At 66.2% G+C, this 12,544-nt stretch carries 10 protein-coding genes and 1 pseudogene; 7 read left to right on the top strand and 4 right to left on the bottom strand.

All coding sequences use genetic code 11. From position 1 onward, the window contains the following. Positions 1-60: 60 nt before the first annotated feature. Together QOH60_RS07970 and QOH60_RS07965 are read left to right on the top strand one after the other, a co-directional pair. On the top strand, positions 61-1,254 hold the full coding sequence (locus tag QOH60_RS07970) for a thiolase family protein (RefSeq protein WP_526418867.1): 1,194 nt from the start codon (positions 61-63) through the stop codon (positions 1,252-1,254). Positions 1,255-1,263: 9 nt separating this feature from the next. Continuing rightward, the gene (locus QOH60_RS07965) at positions 1,264-2,817 is read left to right on the top strand and encodes a class I adenylate-forming enzyme family protein (protein ID WP_526418865.1); all 1,554 of its coding nucleotides are present in this window, start codon (positions 1,264-1,266) and stop codon (positions 2,815-2,817) included. A gap of 12 nt (positions 2,818-2,829) precedes the next feature. Here the strand turns inward: QOH60_RS07965 and QOH60_RS07960 are convergent, their stop codons facing one another. Further along, positions 2,830-4,131, bottom strand: a complete 1,302-nt coding sequence (locus QOH60_RS07960; protein ID WP_526418912.1) for a TetR/AcrR family transcriptional regulator — start codon at positions 4,129-4,131, stop codon at positions 2,830-2,832. A 35-nt stretch (positions 4,132-4,166) separates the two neighbouring features. After that, positions 4,167-4,478 carry an acyl-CoA synthetase gene (locus tag QOH60_RS07955; RefSeq protein WP_526418863.1) on the bottom strand — a complete coding sequence of 104 codons (312 nt, stop codon included), beginning with the start codon at positions 4,476-4,478 and terminating at the stop codon, positions 4,167-4,169. 121 nt (positions 4,479-4,599) lie between these two features. On the opposite strand from QOH60_RS07955, the gene QOH60_RS07950 reads away from it, so the two are divergent. After that, the gene (locus QOH60_RS07950; RefSeq protein WP_526418861.1) at positions 4,600-5,799 is read left to right on the top strand and encodes an amidohydrolase family protein; all 1,200 of its coding nucleotides are present in this window, start codon (positions 4,600-4,602) and stop codon (positions 5,797-5,799) included. 18 nt (positions 5,800-5,817) lie between these two features. Here QOH60_RS07950 and QOH60_RS07945 read toward each other — a convergent pair whose 3' ends face one another. Continuing rightward, positions 5,818-6,969, bottom strand: coding sequence for an acyl-CoA dehydrogenase family protein (locus QOH60_RS07945; RefSeq protein ID WP_526418910.1), 1,152 nt, complete (start codon positions 6,967-6,969; stop codon positions 5,818-5,820). A gap of 382 nt (positions 6,970-7,351) precedes the next feature. Between QOH60_RS07945 and fdxE the strand changes: the two genes are divergently transcribed. The 3 genes from fdxE (at position 7,352) to QOH60_RS07930 (ending at position 11,203) form a co-directional block, all read left to right on the top strand. Beyond that, positions 7,352-7,546 carry a ferredoxin FdxE gene (fdxE, locus tag QOH60_RS07940; RefSeq protein WP_526418859.1) on the top strand — a complete coding sequence of 65 codons (195 nt, stop codon included), beginning with the start codon at positions 7,352-7,354 and terminating at the stop codon, positions 7,544-7,546. 74 nt (positions 7,547-7,620) lie between these two features. Continuing rightward, a complete protein-coding gene (locus QOH60_RS07935) occupies positions 7,621-9,942 on the top strand; it encodes an acyl-CoA dehydrogenase family protein (RefSeq protein WP_526418907.1) in 2,322 nt (773 codons plus the stop codon). A gap of 70 nt (positions 9,943-10,012) precedes the next feature. After that, positions 10,013-11,203 carry an acyl-CoA dehydrogenase family protein gene (locus QOH60_RS07930; protein ID WP_526418857.1) on the top strand — a complete coding sequence of 397 codons (1,191 nt, stop codon included), beginning with the start codon at positions 10,013-10,015 and terminating at the stop codon, positions 11,201-11,203. Between the two features lie 2 nt (positions 11,204-11,205). Here QOH60_RS07930 and QOH60_RS07925 read toward each other — a convergent pair whose 3' ends face one another. Then, a complete protein-coding gene (locus tag QOH60_RS07925) occupies positions 11,206-12,213 on the bottom strand; it encodes an acyl-CoA dehydrogenase family protein (protein WP_526418855.1) in 1,008 nt (335 codons plus the stop codon). Positions 12,214-12,306: 93 nt separating this feature from the next. Between QOH60_RS07925 and QOH60_RS07920 the strand changes: the two are divergent. Next, a pseudogene (locus QOH60_RS07920) lies at positions 12,307-12,544 on the top strand (long-chain fatty acid--CoA ligase); the annotation flags it as partial.

Below are 12,544 nucleotides of genomic sequence, written 5' to 3'. Positions count from 1 at the left end.
CGTTAAATGTATCCATGCATCGGCTGCGAGGGCTGATGTCCAACCCGAGGAGGCGGTCGCATGACGAGCGGTCCGTTCGACGGAAAGGCCGTCCTGACCGGTGCAGGCAAGTCCCAGGTCGGCCGCCGACTGGGCCGGACAGGGCTTGACCTCACGCTCGAGGCGGTGCTGCGGGCGATCGAGGACGCCGGACTGAGCGTGGACGATGTCGACGGGATCGCCAGCTACCCGGGACCGGGCGTGCCAGATCCCGGATTCTCCGGGGCCAGCGTCCACGAAGTGCGCAACGCGTTAGGTCTGCGAAGTCGTTGGTACATGGCCGGTTTGGAGACCGCAGGCCAGATCGGACCGGTGATCGAGGCGTGCATGGCCGTCCACTCGGGACTGGCCAACCACGTGGTGGTGTTCCGATCGGTCTGGGAGTCCACTGCTGCGCAGCAGGCAGGAGGCGGCCGCGCATCGGTGCTGTTTTCCGGAGGCAAGTTGCCCCCGCACCTGGAGTGGGTGGCGCCTTTCGGCGCGTTGTCGGCCGCGAACTGGCTGGCGATGCCCGCGCAGCGCTATATGCATGACTTCGGCTTGACCCGCGAGCATCTGGGCCGCATCGCGATCAACGCACGCAGTAACGCCGGTCTCAACCCCGACGCCATCTTCCGTGAGCCGCTGACCATGGAGGACTACCTCGGTGCGCGGATGATCTCCGAGCCGCTCTGCTTGTTCGATTGCGACATCCCGTGCGATGGCGCCACCGCGGTGATTGTGTCGCGCCGGGACGCGGCGGCCGGCCTGCCACGGCACCCGCTCACGGTGGAGTCCGTCGGGCCGGGCATGTTCGAACGCGCCACGTGGGACCAGCGTGCGGACATCACCACGATGGCCGCCCACGATTCGGCCGCCACGCTGTGGCAGAACACCGCCCTGAACCCGGCCGACGTGGATATGGCGCAGCTCTACGACGGCTTCTCCTTTCTGACGGTGATGTGGCTGGAGGCGATGGGCTTCTGCGACCACGGCAAGGTGGGCGATTTCCTGGGGGAGGGTGCCGGTATCGCGCTGGACGGCCCGCTGCCGATCAACACCAGCGGCGGACAACTCTCGGGCGGCCGGCTGCACGGGATGGGCTTCCTGCATGAGGCGTGCGTGCAGCTGTGGGGCGACGGCGGCGCCCGCCAGGCCCCGAAGACACCCGAGGTGGTGGCCGTCGGTGTGGGAGGTGGCCCAGTGGCCGGATCGATGCTGCTGAGTAGCCGGTAACCCACGTCGATGGAGACCACCGCGGCCGACGACATGACCCTCGGCGACGTCGTCACCGACAACGCGGTGCGGTTTCCCGACGTGCTCGCGTACCGACACGGCGATCGCACGATCACCCACGCGCAGCTGCGCGCTCGCGCGGTGCGCCTGGTATCGGCGATGGCCGCGGCCGGGGTGCGGCGGCAGGACCGCATCGCGGTGTTGAGCCGCAACAGCATCGAGTTCGGCGAGTTGTGTGCCGCCACCCAACTCAGTGGAATCATCATGGCCACCATCAACTTTCGGCTGTCCACCCCGGAGATCGACGACGTACTGCGCCGGGTGACCCCATCAATCGTGTTCTGCACCGACGAGTTCACACAGGTGATCGCCGAAACCGCGGCCGAGCTGCCGTATGCACCCGTGCTCGTAACGATCGGCGGCGAAGCGCCGACGGGCACGATCGGCTACGAGCAGTTCATCGAGAGCGGCCTGGCCGGCGAGCCTGAGCTCGTCGCCCAGCCCGACGACATCGCCTACCTGCTGTTCACCAGCGGCACCACCGGCGCCGCCAAGTGCTGCATCCTCGGACAGCGCGAGATGCGCGGCGTCGCGTTCACGATGAACGACGAGATGCGCTGCGGCAGCGCGGATCGCGGGCTGATCAACATGCCGATGTTCCACGTCGGTGCGCTCGCGATCGTCGGCGGCCTGCACGCCCGCGGCGGAACCGTGGTGCTGCAGAAGCAGTTCGACGCCGCCGAGGCGGTGCGGGTGATCTCTGGGGAAACCATCACGGTGCTGCACCTCGCTCCGGTGATGCTCAAAGCGCTACTCGACGAGGCAACCGACGTCTCTGCGATGAAATCAGTTCGGACCGTGGTCTACTCGGCCGCACCGATGACCGCGGCCACCCTGCAGCGAGCGATGACAATGCTGCCGGACGCGGGCTTTCTCAACCTCTACGGGCAGACCGAAGTCATCGTGTCCGGGCTGCCCCGGGAACTGCACACCCTCGACCACCCCGAACGGCTGCGCTCGGTCGGCTTTCCTTTTCCGGGCACCCGAGTCCGCGTCGTCGACGACGACGATCGCGAGGTGCCCATCGGCGGGGCGGGCGACATCGTCGTGCGATCGGGCTTGATGTTCCGCGGTTACTGGCAGGACGAGGCGGCCACCGAGGCGACGCTGCGGAACGGCTGGTGTCACACAGGCGACGTTGGCCGCATAGACGAGCGTGGGCTGCTGTACCTAGTGGACCGCAAGAAGGACGTGATCATCAGCGGGGGAGAAAACGTGTACTCACCCGAGGTCGAGGACGTGATCAGCACCGTGGACGGGGTTGCGGCGTGCGCCGTGATCGGAGTGCCTGACGACCGTTGGGGCGAGGCGGTCTGCGCGGTCGTCGTGCCGTCTGCCGGCGCGTCGCCGACGTTGGAAGCGTTGCAGCACGGCGTGCGTCAGCGGCTGGCCCGCTACAAGGTGCCGCGTCGGCTCGTGCTGCTCGACGAACTTCCCGTGCTGGCCAGCGGCAAGGTGGACAAGAAGCGGTTGCGCGCCGCGCTGAGGGCAGCCGCGGGTTGAGCTACTGCCGCCTCACGCTGCACGCAGCAACGACCGGCCTAACAGGTTCACCATGAGTTCCGCGGTGCGCTCGTCACTGTCCGGTGCCGACGCCGTTGTTGGCTCAGTCATTCGGCCCAGCACTGCCAGGAACACTGCGACTGCCACTTGTGCGTCAATGCCCGAAGGCAATTCGACCGTGTCCAGCAGTGCCCCGACCGCACGGTGGATGGCACCGATGCCGTGGTCGACCGCCGCGTCGGACAGCCGCTCTGCCACAGTTCCGTCAAACCACGCACGGATGACACCGCGATAGCCGCGGTGGAATCGGACGTACCCGAGCATCCATTCGACGAACGAACCGTGCGCCATCCGCGGCAGGGTGGCGGCGTGCTCCTCGATTTCGGTCACCGCCCGCCGGGTCAGTTCGGCAAGGATCTGATCTTTGGTGCTGAAGTATCTGTACAACGTGGCGCGGCTGAGGTCGGCGGCTGCCGCGATTTCCTCCATGCCGACGGCGTAGTAGCCGCGCTCGGCGAACAACGTCGAACCGACCAAGAGCACGTCCTGCGCAATTGGGGATAGCGGAGCATCGGTGACCTCGGGCTTGGCTTCGGGCCGTGTGATGGCTGCCAAGTGTGGTCCCGCGGAGGCTTCGCCGGATTGCGTTGGGAGCGTGCGCAGTACGTCGGTGGGGGTGTCGGGGAACAGCATCAATTGCAGCGCGACCGTCAGCGACCGCGACACGGCCGCGCGGTCGGGTAGGGGGAACATCGCCCGGTACCGGTAGAGGTGGACCATGTGGGGGATCCGCATGAGCGCTGCGGCGGCGTCGTCGACGTCGAGGCCGTGCAGCGGGGCTCCCCGCAACCGGTCGGTGATCGTGTGGCGGAATTGCTCGGTCACTGGGCCCGCGTCGATGACGGACAACCCAGTGGCCGTGCCGATTCCGGGGAACTCGGCGAACACCGCGGCGTGGGCGTCGTAGATGTCCGCCCAGTCCGCCAGCCAACGGTGCAGCGCATCGATCCCGTCGACTGTCGGGCCGAGTCCGCCGAGTCGTTCGCCGTGTTCGAGGACATCGCGCTCGGAGACCGCGCTGAGTTCGCGGAAGATCTCCTCCTTACCGGCGAAGTACTGATACACGGTGGCGCGCGAGGCGTTCGCCGCCTTCGCGATTGTGTCGAGCGAAGTGCTGTGGAAGCCGTTGACCAAGAACACTTCTGCTGCGCACGCGAGTATCCGGCCGCGGGTGTGCATGCCGCGGCGGCCGACCCCGGCATTCGCGGCGGGCGCGTATCCGGGACGACGAATCTTGTCCGGATTGCGTGCTATGGAATAAGTATCCGGGCGCGCGGACGTCGAGGTCATCAGGCCGGTGGCGGTCCGGGCAGGTTCCGCTTGGCCTTGCCGGGATAGCCGAAGAACTTCTCGAAGTTGGCGTCGTTGATGGGTTGGGCGCTGTTGCGTGCCGCAGCCGATCGCAGGGCCTCGAGGCGGGTGCGCGCCTTCTCCAGCTGCGCGGCGGACCCGGTTTGCTCCAGGCGTTTCACCTCATCCGCTGCCAAGGCGATCTCATTGCGGAGCCGTTCGCCCACTTCCCCGAAGGTCAGCAGGTCGTGGTCGTCTTCGTCGACCTTCTCCCGCGCGGCGCCGTCGCCGGGCGCGTCCGCCTGTGTCATGTCGTGCCTCTCAACTATGGACGAATGTGGTGTCCATCATATAGTCTCTGAGACGAACCGTCAGAAATCAAGACGGAAAGTCAGAATTCAAGACAAGACGTCAGAAACAAGGGAATGCACCATGCCTCTTCAGGACCACCACCAGATCGTGTCCGTCGATGACCACTTGGTCGAACATCCCCGGGTGTGGCAGGACCGGCTACCCGCCAAGTGGCGTGAGGCAGGCCCCCGGATTCTCGAGATGGACGGCAAGCATCTATGGAGCTATGACGGGCAGATCTTCCCGACGATCGGGCTCAACGCGGTGGCAGGAAAGCCGCCCGAGGAGTGGGGAATGGACCCCGTCCGCTACGAGGACATGATCCCGGGCTGCTACGACCCCGTTGCTCGCGTCGCCGACATGGACGTCGACGGCGTGCAGACGGCCCTGTGCTTCCCGTCGTTCCCTGGCTTCGGAGGGGGCACGTTCCACCGCGCGAACGACAAGGATCTCGCGCTGCTCTGCGTCAAGGCCTGGAACGACTTCTACATCGACGAATGGTGCGCCACCGCGCCCGAGCGGTACGTGCCGCTCGCGATCCTGCCGACGTGGGACATCGACGCGTGCGTGGTCGAGGCCGAGCGTGTGGCCGCCAAGGGGGCGCGCACCATCTCGTTCCCCGACAGCCCGGTGCCCCTGGGACTACCGTCGTTCCACTCTGATCACTGGGATCCGCTATGGCAGGTCTGCTCCGATGCCAACATGCCGGTGTCGCTGCACTTCGGTTCCGGCTCCTACGTTCCGGGCTTCTCCTTCTCGTCGATGAAGCCGATCCCCGGCGAGATGGTCATGCCCGACGCGCCTTTCGCCGTCGCGATCACGCTCTTCTCCACGAACCTGATGTGGAGCACGGTCGACCTGTTGTTCTCCGGCAAGCTTCAGCAATTCCCCAACCTGCAGATCTCGTTGGCCGAGGGTGGCATCGGCTGGGTGCCCTACATTCTCGAGCGTGCCGACTTCGTGTGGGAACGGCACCGCTACTACCAGCCGATCGACTTCGACGCCCGGCCCTCCGATCTGTTCAAGGAGCACTTCTGGGGTTGCTTCATCGACGACGAGCATGGCCTGAGCAATCGTCACGCGGTCGGCATCGACAGGATCATGCTCGAGATCGACTTTCCGCATAGCGATTCCAATTGGCCGAACTCGCGCAAGCGCGCTGCCGAGGTGCTGGCCGAGGTGCCCGACGACGAATGCTCGCTGATCGTCGAGGAGAATGCCCGCCGGATGCTGAACTTCCCGCGGGTCTCCCCCGACGATCGGCAGTTGGCCGGCGTCTGACGCGGGGAGGGTTTACTTCTACAGCCGGCCACGCGAGACCAACTGCGCGGCAATGACATTGCGTTGGATTTCGTTGGTGCCCTCGCCGACGATCATCAGCGGTGCGTCGCGAAAGTAGCGTTCCACGTCGTACTCCGTGGAGTAGCCGTAACCGCCATGGATGCGGACAGCGTTCAGCGCGATCTCCATGGCCACCTCGGAAGCGAACAGCTTGGCCATCCCGGCCTCGAGGTCACACCGGTCGCCGCTGTCGAACTTCTCGGCGGCATGGAGGGTGAGCTGCCGGGCAGCGGTGAGTTTGGTCGCCATGTCGGCGAGATAGTTGCCTACCGACTGGTGTTTCCAGATGGGCTGGCCGAAGCTTTCCCGCTCCTGGGCGTACCTGAGCGCATCCTCGAATGCCGCGGTTCCCACGCCCAGTGCTCGAGCTGCCACCTGAATGCGGCCCGTCTCAAGGCCTTTCATCATCTGAGCGAAGCCCCTGCCGGGTTCGCCGCCGAGAATCGCCGAGGCCGGCACCCGGCAGTCGTCGAAGGAGAGCTCGCAGCTTTCCACGCCTTTGTAGCCGAGCTTCGGTAGATCCCTGGACACGGTGAGCCCCTGACCGTGCTCAACGAGCACCACTGAGATGCCCTTGTGCTTAGGCGTGGCATCGGGGTCCGTCTTGCAAAGCAGGGCGATCAGGCCCGAGCGCCGCGCATTGCTGATCCATGTCTTTGCCCCGTTGATCACCAGGTGATCGCCTTCGGCGCGAGCGGTGGTTCCCATCGCCTGGAGATCCGATCCGCCGCCGGGTTCCGTCAGCGCCATCGTCGCCCGCATTTCGCCAGTTGCCATGGCCGGCAGATACGTAACTCGTTGATCCTCGGTGCCGAACAACGAGATCAATTTCGCGACCACAGTGTGGCCACCCATCGCGCCGGCCAGGCTCATCCACCCACGGGCCAACTCCTGCGTCACCTGCACATAGCACGGCATTGACACCGGTGAGCCGCCGTACTGCTCGGGAACGGCGAGCCCGAAGATCCCGATCCGCTTCATCTGCTCGATCCACGCCTCGGGGTATTCGTTCGCATGCTCGACCTCGCGAACCGAGGGCTTCACCTCACGGCCGATGAAGGCACGCACCGTATCGACCAGCATTGTCTCCTCGTCGTTGAGCCTGGATATCACCGGAAGATCTCCCAAGGGTCGCGTCGCCGTTACGTCAGCTCGGTGAGCGCGCCAAGCCGACGGGATGGTTACTTGATAGCGGATAATACTGTCAGAAACAACTCGTACATAGGTCACAAATATACGATCTGACCACGTCACAGTGCGACGACGGTGATGTCAGAAATTGGGCTAGATCGACTGCGATCGGCTACTCGGCGTGGTCACGCAGGCCGGACGAGGTCGCGGAGCCGGCGCCGGGCGTGGTCGACGTGCTGGCTTCTGCCATAGGGCTCCAACCAGGTCAGCGACTCGCGTATAGATTGAAACAGTTAATCATTTAGTGTTATGGAGACAATGGCCCGCCGTTGCCGTCCAGCGGTCGAGTGGAGGAGGTCTCGTGAAGGTTCGTCTTGAACAGTCGAAGTGCGTCGGTCACGCACAGTGCTATGCCGTTGACCCTGAATTGTTCCCGATCGACGACTCGGGATATTCGATTCTGGAAGCGCACGATGTGCGGCCAGAGGACGAGCAGGCGACTCGTGACGGGGTTGCCGCCTGCCCCGAACTCGCTCTGATTCTCGAAGAGGACTAGCGGGCGGGCTTGCCAATCGCGTGTACCGGCTGCCACACTCCACATAACTAACTAGGTTTACTTCGTGAGGCGTGATGCAGAGAGCGGAATGGCGTCCTCGGCTCGAGTCGTTACTCGCCGAGTTCCGTCGTCGTCAAAGCGACATCGCTCGGTCGGGGGAGAAGCCTGACCGCATAGAAGCGGCCCGGGCGTGGCACGCCGAACTCGTCGACCACCACTTGGCGGCCCCCGGTTGGCCGCGCGAGGTCGGCGGTCTCGACTTGTCGCTGCAGGACCAACTGGATTACTACCGGATGACCACCGACGCGGGGGCGCCGCCGCACCCCTGCCCGCTGTCGTTCATCCTGGCTCCCACACTCATCGCGCATGGCACCCAGGAACAGAAGGACCGCTTCCTCGAACCGCTTCTGCGCGCCGACGAATTCTGGTGCCAGGGATTCTCCGAGCCGGGTGCGGGCAGCGACCTATCGTCACTGTCCACTCGCGCGGTTCGCGACGGTGAGGTGTATCGGGTCACGGGCCAGAAGGTGTGGACCACAATGGCTGACCGCGCGGACTGGATGTTCGCGCTGGTGCGGACGGGCTCAGGCGAAAAACCGTCCGACGGTATCACCTACCTCCTGATCCCGATGAAGAGTCCCGGCATCTCGGTGCGGCCGCTGCGCGATATCAGCGGCGCGGCGCACTTCGCCGAGGTGTTCCTCGACGACGTCGAAGTACCCGTCAAGAACGTGGTCGGCGACGAGGGCGCCGGCTGGTCGATCATGCGGACATCGCTGGGGCACGAACGGGCCACCGCCTTCCTCGCCGACGAATTCAAGTACCGACGCACCGCCGATCGGGTGATCGAGCTGATTGTGTCGCGACAGCTCGCCGACGACCCGCTTGTCCGCCAGGACGTCGCCCGACTGGAGTCAGGCGTGCAGACCATCGCCGCCAACAGCGCGCGCGCTCTCGCCGCGGTGCTGCGCGGGGAGGATCCGGGCGCGGTGGCCTCTGTGAACCGGCTGGTGAAGTCCGAGTTCGAGCAGCACATGCATGCCCTGGCGCTGCGCGCGGTCGGCCCGTATGCCGCCTTGGGCAGCCGGGCCCCCGATGCCGTAGACGGCGGGCGCTGGACGTACGGCTACTTGATGAGCCGGGCCACCACGATCGGCGCGGGCACCGCCGAGATCCAACGCAACACCATCGCCGAAAACGTGCTGGGCCTGCCGTCACACCGCGGCGAAGGCGCCCGCGCGGCCGCCGTCACACCCGGCACGCCTCTCGCCGTGCCTGACGAGGACGAACGCGAGCTCCGCGGCGCTCTGGCGGAGGCCCTTCGCGCCAGGGTGGACATAACGACGCTGCTGGACCGCAAGCGTCCGATCGACGCCGGGGAACCTGCGGTGTGGGCGGCCCTCGTCGACTTCGGCCTGCCGGGTCTGGCTGTCGCCGAATCCCTGGGCGGTGCAGGCGCACGGCCGAGGCTGCTGTATGCCGCGATCGAGGAGACCGCGAAGGCGCTGGCGCCGGCGCCCCTTGTTCCGACGATCACCGCGCTCGATGTCGCCGTGCAGTGCGGTGCAAAGGATTTGGTCGAGCGGATCACCGCGGGGATCCGGTCAGCGTTCGTCGTGCCGCTGCACGACTGCGGCTGGAATACCAGCGGCGCGGAACTGCCCGAGTGGAACGGCACGGTGCTGGACGGCGTGGTGCCGATGGTGGCCGGTGCCCCCAGCGCCGAGTTATTGATCGTGTTGGCGCGCAATGCAGATGGTGCCGGCGCTGGCGATGGTGAGGTTTTGGTGGCCGTCGATGCGGCTGCCGACGGCGTCACGGTGGCGGCCCATCAACCGCTCGACGTGACGGCCACCGTCGGTGCGGTGACGTTCACGGGGGCCGCGGGGGAAGTGCTGGCCGACGGAACCGACGTGCACCGCACCCTGCACAGCGCGCGCCGCCAGGCCGTGTTGGCGGTGGCGGCGGACTCGGTCGGGGTGGGCTCTCGTGCGCTGGCGATGGCCGTCGAATGGGCGGGCGAGCGCCATCAATTCGGCAGGCCGATCGGCAGCTTCCAGGCGGTGTCGCACCGGTGCGCGGACATGCTGGTCGCGATTGAGGGCGCCCGCAGCCAGGTGCTCGCCGCTGCCGACGTCGACAGCGAGGAATCGGATCACCTGGCCGACCTGGCCACGGCGGCTGCGCTCGACGCCGGGGTCATGGCGGCCGAGGGGGCACTACAGATCCACGGTGGCATCGGCTTCACCTGGGAGCACCCGGTCCACCTGTTGCTGCGGCGCGCTCAGGCTAACGCCGTACTCGTCGGTCGCGCCGCCGCGCTGCGCGACCACGCCGCAGCGGCGTTGTTGTACCCGTACCGGGAGAAGAGCCTTGAGCGAGCACTGAGTCGCTGACGAATTTAGCTGGGCTGAAAACGAAGTCACACTGATTAGGCCGGAACATCGAAAGAGAACGGCGGTAGACGTGGAGTACGGGATGGGACCCGAATTGGAGACGTTCCGCGCCGAGGTGCGGGCATTCGTCGCCGAGCACGCGCCGCCCATACCTCCGCGGGCGGGCGTGCGCAGCGCCGAGAGCGAGTCCGAACTAAAGGCGTTGAAGGACTGGACGGCTCGCCTGTTCGAAGCCGGTTACGTGGGCGCAGATTGGCCGGCCGAGTTCGGAGGCCGCGACGATCGGTCGGCCGAGCATGCCATCGTCGTCAGCGAGGAGTTGGCGCGTGCAGCGGTCCCCGGTGTGCCCAGCGGCAATACGCTCGCATCGCACGCGCTGATCCACTACGGCACCGACGAGCAGCGCCGCAGGCACCTGCCCGAGATCCGCGCATGTCGAGAACTGTGGTGCCAGCTGTTCAGCGAGCCGGGCGCGGGCAGCGATCTAGCGTCGCTTCGCACCAGGGCGGTACTCGACGGGGATACCTACACGGTCAGCGGTCAGAAGGTATGGACCACCGACGGCCACTGGGCCGACTACGGATATCTGTTGGCGCGCACCGATTCCGACGCTCCGAAGCACAAGGGCATCAGCGCGTTCATCCTCGACATGTCCAGTCCGGGCATCACTGTGCGCCCACTGCGCGAGCTGACCGGCACCTCGGATTTCAACGAGGTGTTCTTCGATTCCGTCAAGGTTCCGGCGGACGCGATGATCGGTGCGCCCGGACAGGGTTGGGTGATCGCCAATGCCACCCTGGGGCACGAACGGACCAACGTGGGCGCTGCGGTCGTCAAGCTGAGGTTGGCCATCGATGGACTTGTCGACCTCGCGCGGCGGGTCACCGTCGACGGTCGACCCGCCATCGCGAGCGATCGGGTCCGTGACCGGATCGGCGAGTTCAGTGCCGAGGTGGAGGCCCTCTCCGCGCTGACGTATGCCAACCTCACGCGGTGGCTGCGCGGCACCGAGCGTATGCACGACGGCGCGATGGCCAAGCTGATGTTCAGCGAGCTGAATCTCGAAATCGTGCGCTTCGCTGTCGAATTGGGTGGCGAGGCGGGCGTCCTGGTGGACGGCGACGCCCATGTCCTCGACGACGGTCGTTGGCAGGACGAATGGCTGTACGCGCGGGCCTACACCATCGCAGGCGGGAGCTCGGAGATCATGCGCAACCTGATCGCCGAACGCGGACTGGGAATGCCGCGGGAACGGCGGTGAGGTCAGACATCGACCAACACCGCGCGGTGGTCCGTGACCGTGCCGTTAACCGCCTCGTCGACCTTGATGCGGCGGAGGAAGAGATGAAGGTCGTGCTCCCAGGTGAAGCCGATGCCGCCGTGCACCTGAAGCGCTGTGCCCGCCACGCGGGCGGCAGCCGATTTCGCGTACGCTGCTGCCGCCGATGCGGCACGGGATCGTGCTGTGCCAGAAGCGGTGTCGAGCGCAAGGGCCGCGGCCCACAGGCCCGCCCTGCTTGCTTCCACGCCGACGGCCATGTCGGCGCAGTGGTGCTTCACGGCTTGAAAGGAGCCGATCGGTGCTCCGAACTGTTCACGCTGTCCGGCGTAGGACACCGTCATGTCGAGCAGTCGCGCGGCCGCGCCCAGTGCGTCGAACGCACGGTGCACGGCCAGTGCGTCGCGCAGCATAGCCAGAGTTCCTGGGGCCAACTCCGTCCACTCGCCGGTGATCACATCGAGGTCCAGCCGTGCCCATGACCGGGTGAGATCCAACGTCGTCATAGGCGACTGCGGGGCCTCCGTCAGGACGGTCAGGTACTCCCGCTCGCCGACCAAGCCGGCCACCGTGATGGAGTCCATGTCGGCGGCCATCGGCACCGGGCTGCTGACACCGGTTAGACGCAGCGTTCCGCCGTCGAGCCCAGCGTTCGGGCCGAACGACAGCCCCACCCGCTTCCCGTCGGCGTCGGGCGTACCGATGCCGTCGAGCAGCCAGGTCGCCAACGCCAGATCTGCGATGGGCAGCGAACTCGCCGCGTATCCGTGTTCCTCCGCCACGACAGCGAGATCCACATGATTGCCGCCCATTTCGGGCGTGAGCAGCGCCAGCAGACCCGATTCCGCTGCATGTGCTGCCGCCGCCGGGTCGACGGTGATGGCCGCCGAGTCCAGGGTCGCTCGGAGTCTGGACACGGGATCGTTTCGGGTCAGCCACCTACGCTCCGCCGTGGCAAGTTGCTCTTGTTCGTCGGTCAAGCCGAAGTCCATGATGACCCCTTCCACAAAGTTGACCTAGTAAACCATGTCGACTAGCTTCAAGAGAACGGTGATCCGCCGCGAAGTTCGATTCGGAAAGCGACGATGACGAGCATCCACGAGGCGCTGGGACGGCTCTGGAACGCCAACGACCACGACCGCATGCTGCAAAGCGACGGGCGCTGGGTGTCGTGGGGTGCCGTCCGGTCGCTCACCGAGCGGATCGATGCGGAGTTGACGGCCGCCGGGTGCGGCCCGGGCGGACGGGTTGCCGTCGTGCTCGCCAACCGTATGGAGTCCGCCGCGGCGCTCATCGCGATCTTCCGCGGCGGCCGCACATTGG

The organism is Mycobacterium sp., assembly GCF_032159765.1.
Lineage (GTDB): Bacteria > Actinomycetota > Actinomycetes > Mycobacteriales > Mycobacteriaceae > Mycobacterium.
Note: the sequence above shows the minus strand (reverse complement) of the source record. Positions and strands in the feature narration are given on the sequence as shown.